The sequence below is a fragment of the Luteibacter sp. TLI7-4A genome (assembly GCF_056754745.1).
Genome location: NZ_JBPGWO010000001.1, coordinates 2,153,974 through 2,174,563, shown reverse-complemented (window position 1 = coordinate 2,174,563; position 20,590 = coordinate 2,153,974). Strand labels below are relative to the sequence as shown.

Sequence of the window (20,590 nt, the reverse complement as noted above, 5' to 3'; positions counted from 1 at the left end):
CGTTATACCGATGCGACGCCGGCGTGTCGGCGACACGCGCGGCGTCGTGTGGCGCGTTTTACTTGGGTGCTTTCGCCGGCACGAAGGGCGAGACCGGATCGCTGGCCGGGAAGGTCTCTTCCAGGGCGTGGTCCTGGTTCTCGTCGGCGTGCTCCTTGCGGGCCTTCTTCTCGCGTTCCGACTCCGGATGCTTCGGTTGGCTGTGGTCGGGGTGTTTGACGTCCTGGCGGTCGTGGTTCATGGCTGGGCCTCCCGTTGTGGGTGAGACCGCCATGGAGCCCCCAGGGACGTGAACGTGCGGTGCGCTTTACGTCAGGGTGTCGCGAGGGTGTTGGTGATGAGGGTGGTGGCCTCGCTGCAGGAAACGTCCCGCAGTTCCTGGCCATCTCCGTTGTCCTGACGAGCCTGATCGATCAACTTCCTGGCTCTCGCTTCGCCGGCATGGAACGCCGCGCTCGCCGTTCCTCCCGCCGTGAGGGTGTCCACCTTCTTTCGGAAGGCATCGATCTGGCCGCCGGGAAGCCCGCAAAGAAACTGGCCGAAACCCGCCGCTTGCCCCGCGTCGTCCAAGGTGGCGCCGGGTAGACCGGTTTCCTGGGCATGCGCGGGGGTCCAACACGTCCATAGAAGGCTGGTGGCGATAAGGATCGCGCTGGTCGGTCGCATGATATTTCCCCATGTGGTGGTCAGTGCCGCCCCAGGCGACTCCGGGCTGCCATCCTAGCGTGAGCCCCGGCGCTCGTCAGGCTCCGCTTGTCGGCGGCCATCTACCGCTCGTCGGGAAGCGCCTTAACAAGGCTGGGGTCCGGGATAGGCTATCGGAAGGGAAATGCAGGGGAAGCCTACGTGGCCAGTATTCGTTCCCGCCGCGCGGTGCGCGGCGTGTCGTTGATCGAGGTCTTGATGGCCGTGCTGATATTCAGCATCGGTCTCATCGGGCTCGCCGGTTTGTTGATCATCTCGACGCGGTCCAACCAGTCGGCCTTCGTCCGCACGCAGGTGACCTTCCTTGCCAACAGCATGGCCGATCGCATGCGGGCCAACCCCTACGGGCTGTGGAAAGACGATTACTCCGCGACCTATCCATTCACGACGGGCACGATGCCCAAGTGTGACGCGACAGCGCCCTGCAGTCCCGACGACATCGCGTTGCGCGACAAGCTGCTCTGGACGGCACAGCTGCAGGCATTCCTGCCTGGACTGGGGCCGAGCTCGATCGCATGCACGAAGGCCGGCGACCTCGGCTACGACCCCACGGCGCAGATCGGCTTGCGTCCGCCCTTCGGCGGCACATGCACGATGACCATCACCTGGGCCGAACGCGGCATCGGCGGCGGCACGGATGACAACGTCGACGACGGCAACCTGCAATCGTTCACCTGGGTCTTCGAACCATGACCATGCGTATCCCTATGCGTCGCGCCATCCGCGGCGTCACCCTGATCGAACTGATGGTCGCGATGGTGCTCGGCCTGCTGGTGTCGGCTGGGATCATCACGCTGTTCCTCTCGACCTCCAGCAGCAACCGGGTGCAGACGCAACTCGCGCGGCTGCAGGAGGACGGCCGCTTCGCCATCGGCAAGCTCAACGACGACCTCAGCATGGCCACCGGCATGTATTGCAACAACACCGGCGGTGTCGCAACGAAGACCACGTCGGACGTCTACCTGGACGGCCTGCGCACGCCGCGCATCCTCGCCAAGAACTTCCTGGACGTACCCGCATTGTTCGAGAACACGACCCCATGGGGTGGGGCCTCGGGTGAGTCCGGCGTCAATTATCCGGCCGCGCCGACAGCGCCGTATGCGATGCCGTCCTTCATGTTCATGCGCGGCTACAACTGCACGGGCACGGGCGCGTGCCTCCCGATTCCGGTGACGTTCCTCGGCGGCAAGCTGAACACGGCGGGGACCGCGGTAGGCAATCGCGTCGTGGGCACTGATGTCCTTACGTTGCGTTACCTGGATTCTTCGCGCGGCTGGCGCCTGGGCGACACCAACAAGGTGGTGCCCGACCTGACCGGTAATACGCTGAAGGAAATCCAACTGGCTCCGACGGCTACCGAACCGCCGATTTCGGAATTCAAGAGCGGCATGGCGCTCGTCGCCGACTGCTCCAGCGCACAGGTCTTCGCGGTCACTGGCAGCACGACGGCCAAGCTCGTACCCGCGGCGGCGAGCAATTTCATCACGCCGCTGGCATTGCAACCGCAGTCGGCTCCGCGCCTGTTCGATTTCGTCAATGACATGCAAAACGTCACGTACTACGTGCAGGTGGTCAGCGACAATGGATCGGACACCGGCGTGAAGACGGGCGCGCTGATGCGCCGGGTCAACGGCACCACCGTTTCGGTGCCCGACCAGGAGTTGATTCGCGGCGTGGAGCGCCTGACCTTCCGCTACGGCGTGGAGGATGCCAATGGCGCCGTGCGCTTCCTCACCGCCGACCAGGTCGACTCACGTGTGAACAAGACGGTGACCTGTCCGCCGACGGCGAACACCCTGACGACGAGCGATCCGGGATGCCTGTGGCGCGCGGTGAAGAGCATCGAGGTGTCGTTGCTGCTTTCGAGCCAGGTCACCATGCCGACCCTCACCACGCCGGAAACGGCCTTCCTGTATACGCCCGATAGCAGCAACGGCAATTTCGCGCCGGTCTATCCGGCGCAGTCGGGCACGGCAGGTCTCGCCATCAAGCCGTCCCAGCAAGGGTTCGACGACAAGCGTCTCCGCCGTCAGTTCACCTCGCTGGTGATGCTGCGCAACTACAACCCCTGATGCGACGCGTTCCGGAGCAGACATGAAACGCTTTCCCCTTCATCGAGCATGGCAGGCGCCACGGCGGCAGGCTGGCGTCGTGCTCGTGATCGCGCTGATCTTCCTCCTGCTGATCACGATCCTCGCCATCGCCGCGTCCGGTACGTCACTCATGCAGCTGCGTCTCGCCGGCGGCCTGCGCAGTTCCCAGTTGGCCGACTTCGGTGCGGAATCCGCCCTTCGTGGTGCGGAATGGCGCCTGTGGACGGCGAGCAACCTGGATCCGATGGCCTGCACCACGTCCGGTCCCGTTTGCTACAAATACGATGCCACTGTCTCCAACACCAATGTGGATACGTTCCGCAACTCACCGGGCTGGGTGGACACGGGAAGCACGGTGTATTCCGCCGGCACGCTCACGGCGGAAAGCGCGGACAAGACCTTCAAGCTGACCAAGGATCCGGTGTACATCATCGAAGACCTGGGTGTGGAGCTGCCGGCTGGCGCCGGCTCGCAGCACGAGTCGGGGCAATCCTCGCCGGGTACCGGCAACACCAGCGTCGACAGCCACATCTACCGGATCACCTCCCGCTCGACCGGAGCGAACGACAACACGGTCCGGGTCATCGAGACCACGTTCGCGGCCAAGGCCAACTGAGAGATATCGTCATGAGCGCATCCCACCGCTTGCTTTCGGCCGCTACCGTGCTGGTCCTGACGATGCTCGGGGGCCTGCCTGGATTGGCCAGTGCAGACAGTACCAATCTTGGCGCCATTCCGCCCGATCTCACGACATCTGTGGCACCCAATGTCGCCGTGACCTTCGACGATTCCGGGTCGATGCAGAGTTTCTACATGGGCGACAACCGGCCGTTCGACAACAAGTCGTGGCAGGACGCGGTAAGCGGCAACACGGGCTACTACATGCCCTGGGTCTGCGCGGGTGTCATCGATCCTCGTATCACCGACAAGACGGATCTCCGTTCGGAGGCGATGAACGGCGTCTATTTCAATCCAAACATTTCGTATACGCCGCCCGTGCGGGCCGATGGCACTTCATTTCCCAATGCCGATGCTACGCTGAAAGCCGTCTGGATGAACGGCATCGATGTCAACCGTCGAATCAACAAGCAGACGACGTCTGCGGCGGCATACCGGAATAACGGTAACAGCCAGAGTGATGCGTTCGATGGCCGCCAAGCCAACTTAACGGGCGTGATCGTGACGTCCAAGAACGGCAATGTCACCGATAACCGCTGGCGCTGCACACCCAACGCCACCAGCCCTTTCGACGGCACCTATACCGACCCAAATGGCCTCAAACCGATTGGCGGTCCCTACTACTGGCGTCTCAAGAGCACGGCCAATATCAAGAAGTCCGACGGAACGGTCGACACCAGCGTGTTGTACAACTCCGCCAACTGGGAAGCGGTGGCCGTACCGAGCAGCAACTACCAGAATTTCGCCAATTGGTTCGCCTATTACCGCACGCGCAACATGATGACGCGTACGACCATGTCGCAGGCCTTCGCCAAGATCGGCAACTCGATCCGCATCGCCTGGCAGAACATGAAGAACACGAGAAACTCCAATGATTCCACGGATCTTTCAGTGCGCTTCGGGGCGACCGCGAATCTGCAGAACATCGGCGACCTCACCTCGACGGTGCGCCAGGACTTCTTCGACTGGATATTCCAGGTCGTCGGCGGCAACGATACGCCCGCGCGCGCCGCGACCATCCGTGCGTCGAACATCTTCCGGGCCCCGCTGACCAAGGATGATAACGATCCCTACTGGAATGGCCTTTCCGGCAACGATAGCGCCGATCTGATATGCCGCAGAAATTTCCACATGCTGGTGACGGATGGTTACTGGAACGAGACCGATCCCACGCTTCCGGCGGCAAGTGCCGACGGCGCCCCGGCCATGGGGTCCACCAATACCAGCCAGGTCAACCAGACGCTGCCCGACAAGACGGCCTATTCGACCAGCGACACCGTATCGAAGATATACGGCAACGTTTCCGGTACCGTCTATACCTCGTCCATGGCGAATATCGCCTGGTATTTCTGGGCGACCGATCTCCAGCCCAAACTGAAGGACGGGGTCAAGCCGTACTTGCCGGACCTGACGTCGTCGTCCGTGGTGGATCCGGATGCTCCCACCAAGAACGTGGATGTCTACTGGAATCCTTCCAACGACCCCGCCACCTGGCAGCACGTCTCGCAGTTCTACGTGACGTTGGGCGTTGCCGGTACCCTCGATTTTCCGAACGACCTCACCGCGCTTAAGGCGGGCACGAAAGCCTGGCCCCGGCCGGTCAATAATTCCCCGCAAGCCATCGACGACACATGGCACGGTGCGGTCAACAGCCGTGGTGGTTTCTTCAACGCCTCGGATCCGACCACCCTGGTCAACAGTCTGGTGAACATCATCAAGTCGGTGCTCGCCACGACATCGAGCGCGGTTTCCGCAGCCTTGAGCTCCGGCGTGATCAGCACGGATGCCGTGACCTATGTTCCCAGCTTCTCGTCGACCGACTGGTCGGGCAAGCTCGAGGCCTATGCCGTGACATCCAGTGGTGGCCGTGGCAGCCTGCTATGGGAAGCCGGCAAGGCGCTCACCGATCGGACGGACTCACGCATCATCGTGACCAGCGCCGGCCCGGGCGAAGGGAAGGGCGTCGAGTACCTGTACGCCAACATGACGGCGGCACAGAAGGCGATCATGAACATCGCGCAGCCCGATCCGGATCCCACCAAAGTGATCAGTGACACCAATGGCGAGAAGCGCGTCAACTGGGTCCGTGGTATCCGCACCGATGAAGGCACGCTGCTGCGCACGCGCACCTCGTTGCTGGGCGCGATCGTCAACGCGCAGCCTGTGTACGTAAGCTATCCCTCGAGCGGATATCGCGACTTCTTCCCTCCCATCGATGCCAGCACCCCGGCGCCCGAAACGGCTGCCTACACGAGCGACCCGAAGAAGAGCTATTCACAGTTCGTCGCCGATCATCTCGATCGTCAACCGATACTCTATGCGGCCGCGAACGACGGCATGTTGCATGCTTTCGACGCACGCCTGGCCGCACAGAGCGGATCCTCGCCCGGGCGGGAGCAGTGGGCCTACGTGCCCTCCGCTTCCTACCAGAAGCTCTGGTACTTCTCGAGGAAGAACAATTTCAGCTACCAGCCGACGGTGGACGCCACGCCGATCTACCGGGACGTCTACTTCAGCCAGGCCCGCCCCACATCGACGATCGGTTGGCACACCATCCTCGTGGGCGGCCTTCGTTATGGCGGCCGTGGCATCTATGCGCTGGACATCACCGATCCCACGGGTGCCAGTGCCACCGCCGTGGCGGGCAAGGTACTCTGGGAATTCAATTCCGACTCGGTGGGCGGTGCGAACCTGGGTTATACCTTTGGCCAGCCCAATATCGGCCGCCTGAAGAGCGGTAAGTGGGTCGTGCTGGTGCCAGGTGGTTATTTCCCGACCGATAGCCTCGATCCGGCCTACAACGCCACCGCGGCATCGAACAAGTTCAGTTCGCTCTTCGTCCTGGATGCGCAGACGGGTGCGGTGTTGAAGGAATTCCAGACGCCGACGACCTATGGCGGCAGCGCCGTCACCAGCTTCGGACTGGCATCTCCGGTGCTGGGCGACTACGACAACGACCAGGTCGACGATGTCGCCTTCGCGGGCGATCTCGCGGGAAACCTGTGGCGTTTCGACCTGCGCGACATCAGCACGGGCACGGTCGACCTCATCTATCGTCCGACCAGCGGCAGCCCTGCGAACACGGTTCCCGGCGACCAGCCGATCACCGTGATGCCGCGACTGTTCCCCGACCCGAACTCGCAATACTTCATGGTCGTGTTCGGCACGGGCAAGTTCCTGGGCGACGACGACCGCACCACGACGGGTGCGAAGACCCAATCCGTCTACGGTATACGCGATCCGGGCCTGGGCAATACGACCGGCCTGCCGTGGACCCGCTCGAATCTGGTAGCGCAAGACCTGGTCGAAGACGCGAGCTTCAACCGTGGCTTGACCAGCAACGCGGTCGCGGGCAGCACGGGAGGGTGGTACTTCGACCTCGACGTGTCCGCGGGCGAGCGTGTCGTCGTCACGCCCACGGCGTTGTTCAATACCAACCGAGCGATCATCACCACGCTGATCCCGACCAGCCCCGACCCGTGCAACCCCGGTCGTGCCGGTGCGTTGATGGTCGTTGACGCGGCGACGGGCGGGCCGGGTGCGGGCGTCGTCGGCACCGGTTCCTTTGGCGCCGGTTACTCGCTCGCCGGTGCGCGCGTCGACAATCCACCCGCGACGGGCAGCCTCGCCGCGGCGACCCTCATCGGTGGCGGCACCACCCTCGTTCCTGGGGTCACGCTGAAGGGTACGTCCACCGCATTCTCGGTAGGCTCTCCCATCTGGCGTCGTCGTTCCTGGAGAATCCTCAATGACCAGTAAGCTTCGCCCCGTACGTGGCTTCACCCTCCTCGAACTGATGATCGTGGTCGTCGTCATGGCGATCCTGGCGACGATCGCGATCACCCAGTATGGCCGTTACGCCTACCGTGCACGCCGGGCGGATGGCCAGGAGCTGCTCATGCGCGTCGCCAATGCGCAGGAACGCTACTACGCCACGTTCAACCACTACGGCGACGACCCGGTGACGGGCGATCTCAAGCTCGGCAGCGCCACATCGGAGAAGGGGTACTACAAGGTCACCATCAACTCCGACGATCTGACCAAGACCTATACAGCGACGGCCGTTCCGCAAGGAGACCAGAGCGAGGACGTCTGCGGTTCGCTGAGCATCGACTCCACCGGAACGAAATTGCCGGCGTCGACGGACACGACGAGAAACACCAACGGGCGTTGCTGGTGATGCGCGCGCTGACGGTTGGTACAACCGGGGTGAGGGAGCGACCAGCCGGGCTTTCCCTGATCGAGCTGATGGTGACCATTTTCGTCCTGGCCATCCTGGCGGCGGTCGCGATACCCAGCTTCCGTTCGGTAATGAGCCGGGGCGACATCGCCAATGCGATCAATTCCCTCTCGGCGGACATGCAGTTCGCGCGTGGGCAGGCGGCGAGCCAGCACCGTTTCGTATCGATCTGCCGCAGCACCACGGGCACGGAATGCCAGGAGGCGACATCCGATCCCTTCGACTACGACGCCGGTTGGATCGTGTATTCCTACGACGTGACCGCGGATGGTGCGAACCAGGCCTTCGTCACCGGCGAGAAGAACATGGACATTCTTCGCTACACGCCGCAGATCCGGGGCGTGTCCCTGCGCGGGACGGACGGCTCGATCTTCACCTTCAACCAGACCGGTGAATTCGTGACCAGTGCAGGCCGTACCACGCTGAACTTCGTGGCGTGTGCGCGTAAGCCAGGCGACCCGGTCAGCCAGGTCGGCACGAATGAAGAGGGCAGGCAGGGCTCGCTGTTGACCCTGCGTGCTTCCGGTGCGATCACGGTGACACCCTTGCCCCTGACCTCATCCTGTTTCCCCTGACCCGACCTTGACGGTCTGGCGGATTCTACGTAGAATCCCGCGCTCGATGGGCGGTTAGCTCAGCGGTAGAGCACTGCCTTCACACGGCAGGTGTCACAAGTTCGATCCTTGTACCGCCCACCATCGAATCCTGAAGACCCGGCCACGCGCCGGGTTTTCTTTTGGGTCACACCATGGTTCCCGGGGCTAAAATGCGCCGGCTCACCCAGCGGACACCGCCATGCACGAAGCCCTCGCCGATCTCCACCTGTTGACCCTCACGCCCTGGAAGATCATCGGTCTCCTGGGCACGTTGCTCTTCACCGCGCGCTGGTTCGTCCAGTTCCATGCGACCCGGAAGAACAAGAAGGTCACCGTGCCCATGTCCTTCTGGTACCTGTCGGTCAGCGGCAGCGTGCTGACGCTCGCCTATTTCATCTGGGGCAAGAACGATTCGGTCGGCATCATCCAGACGGCCTTTCCGATGATCGTGTCGTTCTACAACGTGTTCGCGCACCTGAAGCATCGCGAGCGGGGGGAGACGGTGAAGCCAGGTGGGCCGGAGGAGACTTGAGGGCTGGGGTTGGGTGACGGTTTGGCGAGCCCCCGATCGCCGCTTAAGCGGCTTCCCACCGGGGGCTTCCTACCAGTTGCATCCCACCAGTGACTTCTCACTAGCGGCTTCCCACTAGCGGCTTCCCACCCGAAGGTGGGAGCCGTCTTCAGTCAGGGTCGTAGTCGAGGTAGGGGGCTAGCCAGCGTTCGGCTTCGCGGCGTTCCCAGCCCTTGCGCCGGGCGTAGTCCTCGACCTGTTCGCGGCTGACCCTGCCGACCACGAAGTACTGGCTGTCGGGGTGGGAGAAATACCAGCCGGATACGGCGGCCGTGGGGTACATGGCGAAGCTGTCGGTGAGCTGGATCGACGTGTGTTCGGTGGCCTGCAGCAGGTCGAACAAGGTCCGCTTCTCGGAATGTTCCGGGCACGCGGGATAGCCCGGGGCCGGGCGGATGCCGCGATACCGCTCCGCGACAAGGGCGTCGTTGTCCAAGGCCTCGTCGGGCTGGTAACCCCAGAACTCCTTGCGCACGCGCTCGTGCATGCGTTCGGCGAAGGCTTCCGCCAGGCGGTCGGCCAGGGCCTTGAGCAGGATCGAGGAGTAGTCGTCGTGCACCGCCTCGAAGCGGGCCACGTGCTCGTCGATGCCGATGCCCGCGGTCACGGCGAAACCGCCGATCCAGTCCTGTACACCACTGTCCTTCGGCGCGACGAAATCCGACAGGCAGAAGTCCGGACGATCGGCCGGTTTATCCACCTGCTGGCGCAAGTGGTGCAGGGTGGTCACCGCCTTGCGCTTGCCGGTGCCCGCTTCGGCGTAAACCTCGATATCGTCGCCCGACTGCGCGGCGGGCCAGAAGCCGATCACGCCCTTGGCCGTAAGCCACTTCCCGGCGATGAGCTTGTCGAGCATCGCCTGCGCATCGTTGTAGAGCTCGGTGGCCTGCGGCCCGACGATCTCGTCGTCGAGGATGGCCGGGAACTTGCCGGCCAGCTCCCACGCGTTGAAGAACGGCGACCAGTCGATATAGCCGCGCAGTTCGGCAAGGTCGTAGTCGTCGAACACGGTGACGCCGGGCACGCGTGGCGTGGGCGGCGTATAGGCCTGCCAGTCGCCCGTGTAGCGCTGGGCGCGGGCCTTCGACAGGGGCACCAGTTGCTTGCCCGCGCCGCGGCTCTTGTGGCGATCGCGCACCTCCGCGTACTCGGCGCGCACCTTGGTCATGAACTCGTCGACGAGGTCCTTGCTGACCAGCGACTGCGCGACGCCGACGGCTCGCGAGGCGTCCTTCACCCACACGGTGGGCGACTTGTAATGCGGCTCGATGCGCAACGCTGTATGTGCGCGCGAGGTGGTCGCGCCGCCGATCATCAGCGGCACGCGGAAATCCTGCCGCTCCATCTCGCGGGCGACCTGGCTCATTTCTTCCAGCGAAGGCGTGATCAGGCCGGAGAGGCCGATGATGTCGGCGTTCTCGGCGCGCGCGATGTCCAGGATCTTCTGGGTCGGCACCATCACGCCGAGGTCGATCACCTCGAAGTTGTTGCACTGGAGCACCACGCCGACGATGTTCTTGCCGATGTCGTGGACGTCGCCCTTGACCGTCGCGAGCACGATCTTGCCGTTGTTCTTGCCGGCGTCGCCGGAACGCAGCTTCTCTTCCTCGATATAGGGAATCAGGTGCGCGACGGCCTTCTTCATCACCCGGGCGGATTTCACCACCTGGGGCAGGAACATCTTGCCGGCGCCGAACAGGTCGCCCACCACGTTCATGCCGGCCATCAGCGGCCCCTCGATCACATCGAGCGGGCGCCGGGCGACCAGGCGCGCCTCTTCCGTATCCTCCACCACGAACTGGTCGATGCCGTGCACGAGCGCATGGGTCAACCGTTCGGCGACAGGCTTGTCGCGCCATGCGGCGGTTTCAACCGCCACCTCGCCCTTGCCGCCCTTGTAGCGGTCGGCGATCTCGAGCAGGCGTTCGGTCCCGTCCGGGCGGCGGTTCAGTACCACGTCTTCGACGCGTTCGCGCAGTTCCTCGGGCAGGTCGTCGTAGATCGCCAGCGCACCGGCGTTGACGATGCCCATGTCCATGCCCGCGGCGATCGCGTGGTAGAGGAACACCGAGTGGATCGCTTCGCGCACCGGATTGTTGCCACGGAACGAGAACGATACGTTGGAGACGCCGCCGGACACATGCGACGAGGGGAAGCGCTTCTTCAGTTCGCGCGTCGCCTCGATGAAATCCACCGCGTAGTTGTTGTGTTCCTCGATGCCGGTGGCGATGGCGAAGATGTTGGGATCGAAGATGATGTCTTCCGGGGGGAAGTCCAGCTCGTTCACCAGCAGTTCGTGGGCGCGTGAACAGATCTCGATCTTGCGCTGCTTGGTGTCGGCCTGGCCGGCCTCGTCGAAGGCCATCACGACCACGGCGGCACCGTACTGGCGGACCTTGCGTGCATGGTCGAGGAAGGCGGCTTCGCCTTCCTTCATCGAGATGGAATTGACGATGCCCTTGCCCTGCATGCAACGCAGGCCGGCCTCGATCACGCTCCACTTCGAGGAATCCACCATGATCGGCACGCGCGCGATGTCGGGCTCGGAGGAGATCAGGTTGATGAAGCGGGTCATCGCCGCCTCGGAATCGATCAGGCCCTCGTCCATGTTCACGTCGAGGATCTGCGCACCGTTCTCCACCTGTTGGCGGGCCACGTCCACGGCTTCCTCGTAGCGGCCCTCCTTGATCAGCTTGCGGAACTGGGCCGAGCCGGTGACGTTGGTACGTTCGCCGACGTTGATGAAGTTGAGGTCCGGCGTGAGGACCAGCGGCTCTAGGCCGGACAGGCGCGTGTATCGAATGCTCATGCGGCTTGTGCGGTGTCCTTGGGAACGCGAGGCGGGTAGGGCGCCACGGCGGCGGCGATCGCCGCGATATGCGCGGGCGTGGTGCCGCAGCAGCCGCCCACGATGTTGATGAGGCCGTCGGCGGCGAAGCCACGGATGGTCGCGGCCATGCTTTCCGGGGTCTCGTCGTATTCGCCGAAGGCGTTCGGCAGTCCCGCGTTCGGGTGCGTGCTGACGGCGCTCCCGGCGATGCGCGCGAGCATCTGCACGTGCGGCCGCAGGTCGTCGGCGCCGAGCGCGCAGTTCAGGCCTACCGACAGCGGCTGGATGTGTTCCACGGAATAGAAGAACGCTTCGGCGGTCTGGCCCGAGAGCGTGCGCCCGGAGCGATCGGTGATCGTGCCCGAGATCATCACGGGCACGCGCGCACCGAGTTCGTTGAACAGCTCGCTCAGCGCGAACAGCGCGGCCTTGGCGTTGAGCGTGTCGAAGATCGTCTCGACCATGATCGTATCCGCGCCGCCCTCGATCAGGGCACGCGCGGCTTCGACATAGTTCGCCGTCAGTTCCTCGAACGTCACGTTGCGGAAGCCCGGATCGTTCACGTCGGGTGAGATCGAAGCGGTGCGGCTCGTGGGCCCGAGGACACCGATGACGAAACGCGGCTTGTCCGGCGTGCGCCGGGTCATCTCGTCGCAGGCCTCGCGGGCGATGCGAGCGCCTTCGCGATTCAGTTCGGCCACGAGATGCTCGAGGTGGTAATCGGCCTGGCTGACGCGCGTGGCGTTGAAGGTGTTCGTCTCGACGAAATCCGCGCCGGCTTCGAGGTACGCCATGTGCACGCCGCGGATGATGTCCGGCTGGGTCAGCAGGAGCAGGTCGTTGTTGCCCTTCAGGTCGCACTCGCCGGGGTGGTCGTGGCCGTGTTCGTGCGTGCTGTCGTTGCCGCCGGCGAACCGTTCGCCGCGATAGCCGGATTCGTCCAGCTGGTGCCCCTGGAGCATGGTGCCCATGCCGCCGTCGAGGATCATGATGCGTTCGGCGAGGCCCTTCTGGATCAGGGCGACGCGATCGGGATGGAGCCAGGGAAGGTTCTTCATGGGATATGTCTCCGCTCAGGGCTTGCGCGCGAGAAGACTGATGACTTCGAAATGCGGGGCGCGACGCTCGCGGCTCAGGCGCTCGCAGCTGACCACGTCCAGCCCGGCCTTCCGCGCCATGGCCGTGAGGCCGTCGCAGGTGAAACCGAGGTTGCGGTGGTCGAAGGGCTCGACGACGGCGCGGTGGTCGTGTTCGCCGAGCGTGGAAACGAGCAGGCGTCCGCCCGGCTTCAACACCCGGGCCACCTCGGCGAAGACCTGTTGCGGCTGCTCGGAATAGGTGAGGGCGTGCAACAGCAGGACAAGATCGAACTGCCGGCCGCCCAGGTCCAGCGCGTGCATGTCGCCGGTGCGCACGTCCACGTTGGTGAAGCTCGACAGGCGTTGGCGCGCCGCTTCGACGACGCGCTCGGAGCTGTCGATGCAGACGATGGAATGCGCATGCGGGGCCAGCAATTCGGCGGTGACGCCATCGCCCGAGGCGATGTCGAGCACGTCGCCCGTGGCGAGCAACTGCAACAGCGACCGGGCCAGTGTTTCCCACGTGCGTCCGGGTGAGTAATGCCGCTCCATGTCGCCGGCCACCGTGTCCGCCCAGCCTTCGGCGCGGGCGCGCTGGGCCAGTACCGTGGGCAGGCGTTCCGCGTCTTCGCGCAGCAGGGCGTCGCTCAAGGTGTCGCGCAGGGACGCCACCAGGGCGGCGAGGGTGGGGTCCGCCTCGGCGTTGGCGCGATAATAGGCGGATACGCCGGCCCGCCGATCGCGTACCAGTTCCGCCTCTTTCAGCTTCGCCAGGTGCGTCGACACGCGAGGCTGGGCGAGGTGCAGCACGGCCGCCAGTTCGGCGACCGTCAGTTCCTCGCGATCCAGCAGGGCGAGCAGGCGGACGCGGGTGGGATCGGCCAGGAGCCGAAGCACCGTGGAGGCCGTCGACAGGTCCATCCAACATCCTTATATCGCGATACAGAGATACCTAGGATGCGGCCAGTGCGCCCGGGCGTCAAGGCCATGTTGCAGTGCACGGAGGCACCGACTCGAACGACCGTTACAATGGTGGGCTTGTCTCCACCCCAAGACTTTGCCGCCCGTCAGGCCGGCGCGAGGAACACCATGGATTTTCGCTTTACCGACGACCAGCTGTCGATCCAGTCCATCGCCCGCGATTTCGCGCAGAAGCGGATCGCCCCCGTGGCCGCCGAACTGGATGCCAAGGGCGAATTTCCGCTCGAGAACATCCAGGAAATGGGCCAACTGGGCCTGATGGGCATCGAGGTGCCGGAAGCCTACGGTGGCGCGGGCATGGACCCGGTCTCCTACGTGCTGGCCATGGTCGAGATCGCCGCGGCCGACGCGGCCACCTCCACGATCATGTCGGTGAACAATTCCCTGTTCTGCAACGGCATCCTGAAGAACGGTACCGAAGAGCAGAAGCAGAAGTACGTGCGCGCCATCGCCTCGGGCGAAGCCATCGGCGCCTATGCGCTCACCGAGCCGCAGTCGGGTTCGGACGCCTCGAACATGCACACCCGCGCGGTGAAGAACGCCGACAGTGACTGGGTCATCAACGGCAAGAAGAGCTGGATCACCTCCGGCCCCGTCGCCCGCTACATCGTCTTGTTCGCCGTGACCACGCCGGGGATCGGCGCGCGCGGTGTCTCCGCCTTCATCATCGATACCGCGCGCGAGGGATTCCTCGCCGGCAAGACCGAGCCGAAGCTCGGCATCCGCGCGTCGGCCACCTGCGAGATCGAATTCCACGATTACGTGTGCCCGAAGGAAGACATGCTGGGCGAAGAGGGCAAGGGCTTCGCGATCGCCATGGGCGTGCTCGACGCCGGCCGCATCGGTATCGCGTCGCAGGCCGTGGGCATCGCGCGCGCCGCTTATGAGGCCACCTTGCAGTGGTCGCGCGACCGCAAGGCCTTCGGCCACCCGATCGGCACGTTCCAGATGACCCAGGCCAAGATCGCCGACATGAAGTGCAAGCTCGACGCGGCCCTGCTGCTGACGCTGCGCGCGGCGTGGACCAAGGCGCAGACGGATAAGAACGGCGGTCGCTTCGGCACCGAGGCCTCGATGGCCAAGCTGGTCGCCTCCGAGGCCGCGATGTGGATCACCCACCAGGCCGTGCAGATTCACGGTGGGATGGGTTACTCGAAGGAAATGCCGCTGGAGCGCTACTTCCGCGACGCGAAGATCACCGAGATCTACGAAGGCACCAGCGAGATCCAGCGCCTCGTGATCGCGCGCGCCGAAACCGGATTGCGTTAACGCCCGGTCTCCGTCGTCCAGGGATGGACGGCTCAGGCGGAGTGAAAGACCGCCTCGATGTTATGGCCGTCCGGGTCGAGCACGAAACCGCCGTAATATCCCGCGTGATAGTGCGAGCGCGGTCCCGGCGGACCATTGTCCCGGCCGCCGGCGGCGAGCGCTGCCTCGTGGAACGCACGCACCAGCTGTGTCGACGCGACGCGGAAGGCGACATGCACGGGCGGCTGGTTCGGCTCACCTTTGTAGATCCAGAAGTCGGGCTTGCCGCCCTCGCCGAAGCCGGCCACGTCGGTGCGGCCGGTGACGGACGCTGGGAAGATCGCCAGCAACTCGTAGCCGATCGCACCCAATGCCTTCTGGTAGAACGCCTTGCTGCGCTCGAAGTCGCTGACGGTGACGCCGGTGTGATCGATCATCTGGAACTCCTGATGGGGCGGGTGTTGCCGTCCACGCAGCTTATCCGTATTCCCGCCATTTCCTGAAACCGTCCATGGGGGCGGTGTTCGCGCATCGTTGGGATTCGTTCGGGGACGGCTCGGCTTCGCCCTCGCGTTGGGCTTGTGCGGCGAGGGGAGCTGCCGGGCGCCACCCTCGGCGCGACGGTAGTCGCCGTCCCTTGGGCAAGGATGCCGCTGGCGCGGCCGTGTTTGATGGCTGCGCCCCGGCGGGCTCGGACGGTCGGGCGGGGGTTTCCGATTCGCCTTCCTGGCTCAGCGGAAACGGCCGGCCATCCATGGCCGGCCCCCTGACGGGCCTTCTCCGCCCGCCCGTCCTCGGCTCCTAATGTCGCGCCGAGGGTGGCGCCCGGCAGCTCTCTCGACACGGAGGTGGGCTGGTGGGAAGAGCACCGCCCGCCACGTGTCGCGTGCCGCACCCGGGTGGGAAGCGGGCTGGCCCGCGAGTCCTCGATCCCTCCGCTGGCGAAGAAGGCGTTGCACTGATCGGGCGAAGCGTGTCACCGCTCGCTCGGCTGCGATGCACGGCCTCATTCGCTCGAAACAGGGTGGCGCATCGCGGGCCAGCCCGCTTCCCACCCGCGTGGGGGGGGCACACGGAGAGGGCATCCACCCCGGTCGCGGGCGTTGGCTTTTGCCGCACAACACCTCAGTGCTCGGAAGAGCCGTCGGCCGCCACCCTCGTCGCGACGTGTGGAACCGAGGAGCGCCGGGCGAAAAGGCCCGTAGGGGGCCGGCCTGGACGGCCGGCCGTTTTCGCTGAGCCAGGGGTGATCTCAACCGGTCGATGCAACAGTTTGATTGAGTACCTCGGCCGGGGTCTGGAAGTCCAGAGTCTGCCGCGGTCGCTGGTTAAGCTCTTTGGCCACGGCGTTGAGTTGGGCTTGGGTGTAATGGCTCAGATCCTGGCCCTTGGGGAAGTACTGGCGAAGCAAGCCGTTGGTGTTCTCGTTGGAGCCGCGTTGCCACGGGCTGTGCGGGTCGCAGAAGTAGATCTGCAGGTCGGTGGCTAGTTTGAAACGCTGGTGCTGGTACATCTCCGGGCCGCGATCCCAGGTCAGCGAGCGCTTCAACTGGGCAGGCAGACGACGGATGTGCTTGGCAACGGCATCCACGACGGTCGCACTGTCGCGGGCCGGGATTTTGATCAGCATCACGAAGCGCGATCGCCGCTCCACGAGCGTGACGATCTGCGAGTTGATCGTGCCCAGGAGCAAGTCGCCTTCCCAGTGACCGGGTACCGCCCGATCCTCCGCGTCGGCGGGGCGTTCGCTGATCGTCAGGGCCTGGGCGATCACGTTAGCGCCACCCTTGCGGCCCTTGCCGTGACGCCCCTGCGTCTGCGGGTAACGGACCGACCGTCGGGTGCGCAGCTGCGCCAGAAGCTGCTTTTTAAGCACGCCCCGGGTCTGGATGAACAGGCTTCGATAGATGGTTTCGTGGGACACCCGCATACTGTCGTCGTCCGGGTAACGGCGGGCAAGCCATCCGCTGATCTGCTGTGGCGCCCACCTCCGTCTTGATCAGACTACGGTGTTGCATCGACCGGTTGAGATCACCGGAGGGCGAATCGAAAACCCCGCCCGGCGCGACGGGCGCGACGGGCGCCAGCCATAAGACACGGCCGCGTAGCGGCATCCTTTCCCGAGCGACGGTGTAACCGGAGCGACGAGGGTGGCGGCCGACGGCTCTGCCCCACGCCGCCCGCTACCGCGGGATCGCCGACAGGGTCGGCTCCCACCGGGAGTACAAAGAAAAAGCCCGGCTTTCGCCGGGCTTCTCTTGTTACGGTCGGTCGGTTCCGCGTCGCGGGTCCGAGTCGAAGGCGGTGACGTCGCCTACGTTCGGGGCGTGAGGCCCGACGTTGGGCGAGGGGCTTCCGCCGTGGGGACCGTGTCCGTCCGGATCGCCGCCGTGGTGGGGCATCTTGCCGGACACCTCGTCCAGCTTGTCGCCCAGCATGCGGCGGACGCTGACGTAGAACACCGGGATCAGCAGCAGGCCGAGGAAGGTGGCGAACAGCATGCCGCCGATGACGCCCGTGCCGATCGCGTGGCGGGAGTTGGCGCCCGCGCCGGTGGAGATCGCGAGCGGGAACACGCCGAGGATGAAGGCCAGCGAGGTCATCAGGATGGGGCGGAGTCGCAGTCGCGCGGCTTCGATCACGCCTTCGCGCAGCGTCTTGCCGTCCTGTTGCTGTTCCACCGCGAATTCCACGATCAGGATCGCGTTCTTCGCCGCCAGGCCGATGACGGTGATCATGCCGATCTTGAAGTAGATGTCGTTCGGCAGGCCACGCAGCATCGAGAAGACCACGGTGCCGAGGATGCCCAGCGGCACCACCAGCAGCACGGAGACCGGGATCGACCAGCTCTCGTACAACGCGGCGAGGCAGAGGAACACGATCACGACCGATAGCGCCAACAGCAACGTCGACGAGTTGCCGGAGAGGATTTCCTGGTACGACTGGCCCGTCCAGTCGTAGCCGAAGCCCTTGGGCAGCTTGTCGTTGACGATGCCTTCGACGATGGCCATCGCCTGGCCGGTCGAGTACCCCGGCGCCTGGTTACCGACGATTTCCACCGCGGAATAGCCGTTGTAGCGGTTGAGCGTCGGCGCGGCCATCGTCCACTTCGAACTGACCACGCTGGACAGCGGGATCATGGCGTTGTCCAGCGCCGTGGAGGCACTGGCGACCGCCGACGAAGTGCTCGTGCCGGTCGAGGACGTAGCCAGGGTGCTGGGCGTGAAGATGTGCTGGAAAGCGTCGGTGCCCATGCGGTAGGGCGCGTCCGCCTGCAGCATCACGCGCTTCACGCGTCCGCCGTAGGAGAAGTCGTTGACATACACCGGGGCCAGCGTGAGCTGGATCGCCGTATAGATGTCGCTGACCGAGAGGCCCATCGTCTGCGCCTGCGTGCGGTCCACCTGCAACTGAAGCAGCGGCGCGTCCTCGAGCGTATTCGGACGCACGCCCACCAGGGCGGTGTTCTGCGCCGCCGCGCCGAGCAGCATGTTGCGGGCCTGGGTCAGTTCGTCGCGGGACTGACCGGCACGCGCCTGCAGGTACATGTCGATACCGCCGAACTGCGAGAGGCCGCGGATCGTCGGCAGGTTGACGACGAAGATCGTGGCGTCGCGCACGGCCTGCATCTTGCCGTTCGCTTGCTGGATGAACTCGGTGGCCGTGAGGTCACGCTTGTCCCAGTCCTTCAGGCGGATGAAGGTCATGCCGACGTTCTCGCCCTGGCCCACGAAGCTGAAGCCCGAGATCTGGAAGATACCGTCGACGGAGACATCCTTGAGCAGGATGCCGCGCATGTCGGTCATCACCTTCTCGGTACGCGCCAGGCTGGAGCCCGGTGGCAGCTGCACGATGGCCAGTGCGTAGCCCTGGTCCTCGTCCGGCACGAAGCTGGTCGGCAGGCGAGTGAACAGGAAACCGCACAGGACGGCGATCAGCACGAACACCATCATCCAGCGGGGAGCGTGGCGCACCGCACCGCCGATATGGCCGGAGTAGGTGTGCTGCACCCAGTCGAACACCTGGTTGAACTTGCGATAGACGACGTTCTTCTTCTTCTCGCCGTGTTCGTGCCGGAGGATCGTGGCGCACAGCGCCGGCGTGAACGACAGGGCGAGGAAGGCCGAGAAGCCCATCGACACCGCGATGGTCAGCGCGAACTGCTTGTAGATGATGCCCGATGCACCCGGCTGCAGGGCCGAAGGCACGAACACGGCCGCCAGCACCACGGTGATCGCGACGACGGCGCCGGTGATCTGGCCCATCGCCTTGCGAGTGGCTTCCTTCGGCGGCAAGCCTTCCTCGGACATGATGCGTTCGACGTTCTCGATCACGACGATCGCGTCGTCCACCACGATACCGATCGCCAGCACCATGCCGAACAGGGTCAGCTGGTTCACCGTGAAACCGAGCGGCGACAGGCCCAGGAAGGTGCCGAGCAAGGCCACCGGGATGACCAGGGTCGGGATGATCGTGGCGCGGAAGTTCTGCAGGAACAGCAGCATCACGAGGAAGACCAGGATCACCGCTTCGACGAGGGTGTGCACCACTTCCTCGATCGAGATCGTCACGAACTTGGTCGTGTCGTACGGAGCGAACCAGGTCACGCCTTCGGGGAAGCTGCGCGACAGCTCGTCCATCTTGGCGCGCACGGCATTGGCCACGTCCAGCGCGTTGGCGCCGGGCAGCAGCTGCACGCCGAACGAACCGGTGGACGTTCCGTTCCACTGCGCGTTGAAGCCGTAGGTCTGCGGGCCCAGCTCCACGCGGGCGACGTCCTTCAGGCGCACGACGGTACCGTCGTTGTTGGCGCGCAGGATGATGTCCGCGAATTCCTGGGGCGTGGTGAAGCGCCCTTCCGCCGAGACCGTGGCGCTGAAGCCCTGGCCGTTCACGGCCGGGTCGGTACCGATCGAGCCGGCGGCGAACTGCACGTTCTGCGTGCTGAGCGCGTTACGCAGGTCGCTGGCCGAAAGGCCGTAGCCACGCAGCTTGTCCGGGTTCAGCCAGACGCGCATGCCGTACTCGGAACCCAGCTGGCGCGTGCTGCCCACGCCCGGGATGCGGGCGATCTGGTCGAGCACCTGCGAGGAGACGATGTCGGTCAGGCGGTTGCCGTCGATGGCCGGGTTGGTCGATGTCAGCGCGATGAACATCAGGAAGTCGGGGTTGGACTTGGCCACCACGACGCCCTGCTGGGTCACTTCCGAAGGCAGGCGCGGCGTCGCGAGCGACACCTTGTTCTGCACCTGCACCTGGGCGATATCGGGATCGGTGCCGGTCTCGAAGGTCAGCGTCACGGTAGCCGTGCCGCTGGAGCTCGAGGCGGAACTGAAGTAGAGCAGGTGGTCGATACCCGTCAGCTGCTGCTCGATCACCTGGGTCACGGTCTTTTCGGTCGTGTCCGCGCTCGCACCCGGATAGGTCGCCGTGACGACGACCTGTGGCGGGGCGATGTTCGGATACGACTCGATGCCCATGTTCAGCAGGGCGATCGTGCCGCAAAGGCTGATCAGGATCGCCACGACCCACGCGAAGATGGGACGGTCGATGAAGAAACTCGGCATGA

The 20,590-nt window shown here is 64.8% G+C and carries 15 protein-coding genes, 1 tRNA gene and 1 pseudogene; 9 read left to right on the top strand and 8 right to left on the bottom strand.

What is annotated here, in order from left to right; translation table 11 throughout:
- Positions 1 to 58 precede the first annotated feature (58 nt).
- Positions 59 to 241 (bottom strand): hypothetical protein, encoded by a 183-nt coding sequence (locus ACR9Y6_RS09570; protein ID WP_481281075.1) that lies wholly within the window; start codon positions 239 to 241, stop codon positions 59 to 61.
- Positions 242 to 312: 71 nt separating this feature from the next.
- The gene (locus tag ACR9Y6_RS09565; protein WP_481281074.1) at positions 313 to 666 is read right to left on the bottom strand and encodes a hypothetical protein; all 354 of its coding nucleotides are present in this window, start codon (positions 664 to 666) and stop codon (positions 313 to 315) included.
- Positions 667 to 846: 180 nt separating this feature from the next.
- Here ACR9Y6_RS09565 and pilV point away from each other — a divergent pair, with 180 nt between their 5' ends.
- The 8 genes from pilV to ACR9Y6_RS09525 all read left to right on the top strand — a co-directional run bounded on the left by pilV (position 847) and on the right by ACR9Y6_RS09525 (position 8,844).
- The gene (pilV, locus tag ACR9Y6_RS09560) at positions 847 to 1,398 is read left to right on the top strand and encodes a type IV pilus modification protein PilV (protein ID WP_481281073.1); all 552 of its coding nucleotides are present in this window, start codon (positions 847 to 849) and stop codon (positions 1,396 to 1,398) included.
- A complete protein-coding gene (locus ACR9Y6_RS09555) occupies positions 1,395 to 2,777 on the top strand; it encodes a PilW family protein (protein WP_481281072.1) in 1,383 nt (460 codons plus the stop codon). The genes pilV and ACR9Y6_RS09555 overlap by 4 nt, the downstream gene beginning before the upstream one ends.
- 22 nt (positions 2,778 to 2,799) lie before the next feature.
- A complete protein-coding gene (locus ACR9Y6_RS09550; protein ID WP_481281071.1) occupies positions 2,800 to 3,414 on the top strand; it encodes a pilus assembly PilX family protein in 615 nt (204 codons plus the stop codon).
- Positions 3,415 to 3,425: 11 nt separating this feature from the next.
- Positions 3,426 to 7,235, top strand: coding sequence for a pilus assembly protein (locus ACR9Y6_RS09545; RefSeq protein ID WP_481281070.1), 3,810 nt, complete (start codon positions 3,426 to 3,428; stop codon positions 7,233 to 7,235).
- Entirely contained in the window at positions 7,225 to 7,656 is a 432-nt protein-coding gene (locus ACR9Y6_RS09540; protein ID WP_481281069.1) for a type IV pilin protein, read from the top strand. The genes ACR9Y6_RS09545 and ACR9Y6_RS09540 overlap by 11 nt, the downstream gene beginning before the upstream one ends.
- Entirely contained in the window at positions 7,656 to 8,291 is a 636-nt protein-coding gene (locus ACR9Y6_RS09535) for a GspH/FimT family pseudopilin (protein WP_481281068.1), read from the top strand. The genes ACR9Y6_RS09540 and ACR9Y6_RS09535 overlap by 1 nt, the downstream gene beginning before the upstream one ends.
- 48 nt (positions 8,292 to 8,339) lie before the next feature.
- Positions 8,340 to 8,414, top strand: a tRNA-Val gene (locus ACR9Y6_RS09530).
- Between the two features lie 97 nt (positions 8,415 to 8,511).
- Complete coding sequence (locus ACR9Y6_RS09525) at positions 8,512 to 8,844, top strand: lipid-A-disaccharide synthase N-terminal domain-containing protein (RefSeq protein WP_481281067.1); 333 nt, start codon at positions 8,512 to 8,514, stop codon at positions 8,842 to 8,844.
- Positions 8,845 to 8,992: 148 nt separating this feature from the next.
- Here ACR9Y6_RS09525 and metH read toward each other — a convergent pair whose 3' ends face one another.
- The 3 genes from metH to ACR9Y6_RS09510 are packed head-to-tail and all read right to left on the bottom strand — an operon-like array spanning position 8,993 to position 13,713.
- Complete coding sequence (gene metH / locus ACR9Y6_RS09520) at positions 8,993 to 11,692, bottom strand: methionine synthase (protein WP_481281066.1); 2,700 nt, start codon at positions 11,690 to 11,692, stop codon at positions 8,993 to 8,995.
- On the bottom strand, positions 11,689 to 12,771 hold the full coding sequence (locus tag ACR9Y6_RS09515; protein ID WP_481281065.1) for a homocysteine S-methyltransferase family protein: 1,083 nt from the start codon (positions 12,769 to 12,771) through the stop codon (positions 11,689 to 11,691). Before ACR9Y6_RS09515 ends, metH begins: the two co-directional genes overlap by 4 nt.
- A 15-nt stretch (positions 12,772 to 12,786) precedes the next feature.
- Entirely contained in the window at positions 12,787 to 13,713 is a 927-nt protein-coding gene (locus ACR9Y6_RS09510) for an ArsR/SmtB family transcription factor (RefSeq protein WP_481281064.1), read from the bottom strand.
- Positions 13,714 to 13,881: 168 nt separating this feature from the next.
- Between ACR9Y6_RS09510 and ACR9Y6_RS09505 the strand changes: the two genes are divergently transcribed.
- Complete coding sequence (locus tag ACR9Y6_RS09505) at positions 13,882 to 15,042, top strand: acyl-CoA dehydrogenase family protein (protein ID WP_481281063.1); 1,161 nt, start codon at positions 13,882 to 13,884, stop codon at positions 15,040 to 15,042.
- Between the two features lie 32 nt (positions 15,043 to 15,074).
- On the opposite strand, the gene ACR9Y6_RS09500 is transcribed toward ACR9Y6_RS09505, so the two are convergent.
- The 3 genes and pseudogenes from ACR9Y6_RS09500 to ACR9Y6_RS09490 form a co-directional block, all read right to left on the bottom strand.
- Complete coding sequence (locus ACR9Y6_RS09500; protein WP_426287165.1) at positions 15,075 to 15,458, bottom strand: VOC family protein; 384 nt, start codon at positions 15,456 to 15,458, stop codon at positions 15,075 to 15,077.
- A gap of 815 nt (positions 15,459 to 16,273) precedes the next feature.
- A pseudogene (locus ACR9Y6_RS09495) lies at positions 16,274 to 17,017 on the bottom strand (IS30 family transposase); the annotation flags it as partial.
- 265 nt (positions 17,018 to 17,282) lie between these two features.
- On the bottom strand, positions 17,283 to 20,588 hold the full coding sequence (locus tag ACR9Y6_RS09490; RefSeq protein WP_481281062.1) for a multidrug efflux RND transporter permease subunit: 3,306 nt from the start codon (positions 20,586 to 20,588) through the stop codon (positions 17,283 to 17,285).
- Positions 20,589 to 20,590 lie beyond the last annotated feature (2 nt).

Bases quoted from the DNA above. Each gene is read 5' to 3' on its own strand.
- ACR9Y6_RS09525 (WP_481281067.1), top strand. From the start codon at position 8,512: ATGCACGAAGCCCTCGCCGATCTCCACCTGTTGACCCTCACGCCCTGG.
- ACR9Y6_RS09505 (WP_481281063.1), top strand. From the start codon at position 13,882: ATGGATTTTCGCTTTACCGACGACCAGCTGTCGATCCAGTCCATCGCC.
- ACR9Y6_RS09500 (WP_426287165.1), bottom strand. From the start codon at position 15,458: ATGATCGATCACACCGGCGTCACCGTCAGCGACTTCGAGCGCAGCAAG.
- ACR9Y6_RS09490 (WP_481281062.1), bottom strand. From the start codon at position 20,588: ATGCCGAGTTTCTTCATCGACCGTCCCATCTTCGCGTGGGTCGTGGCG.
- ACR9Y6_RS09550 (WP_481281071.1), top strand. From the start codon at position 2,800: ATGAAACGCTTTCCCCTTCATCGAGCATGGCAGGCGCCACGGCGGCAG.
- ACR9Y6_RS09515 (WP_481281065.1), bottom strand. From the start codon at position 12,771: ATGAAGAACCTTCCCTGGCTCCATCCCGATCGCGTCGCCCTGATCCAG.
- ACR9Y6_RS09540 (WP_481281069.1), top strand. From the start codon at position 7,225: ATGACCAGTAAGCTTCGCCCCGTACGTGGCTTCACCCTCCTCGAACTG.
- ACR9Y6_RS09545 (WP_481281070.1), top strand. From the start codon at position 3,426: ATGAGCGCATCCCACCGCTTGCTTTCGGCCGCTACCGTGCTGGTCCTG.
- ACR9Y6_RS09555 (WP_481281072.1), top strand. From the start codon at position 1,395: ATGACCATGCGTATCCCTATGCGTCGCGCCATCCGCGGCGTCACCCTG.
- ACR9Y6_RS09510 (WP_481281064.1), bottom strand. From the start codon at position 13,713: ATGGACCTGTCGACGGCCTCCACGGTGCTTCGGCTCCTGGCCGATCCC.
- ACR9Y6_RS09565 (WP_481281074.1), bottom strand. From the start codon at position 666: ATGCGACCGACCAGCGCGATCCTTATCGCCACCAGCCTTCTATGGACG.
- metH (WP_481281066.1), bottom strand. From the start codon at position 11,692: ATGAGCATTCGATACACGCGCCTGTCCGGCCTAGAGCCGCTGGTCCTC.
- ACR9Y6_RS09535 (WP_481281068.1), top strand. From the start codon at position 7,656: ATGCGCGCGCTGACGGTTGGTACAACCGGGGTGAGGGAGCGACCAGCC.
- ACR9Y6_RS09570 (WP_481281075.1), bottom strand. From the start codon at position 241: ATGAACCACGACCGCCAGGACGTCAAACACCCCGACCACAGCCAACCG.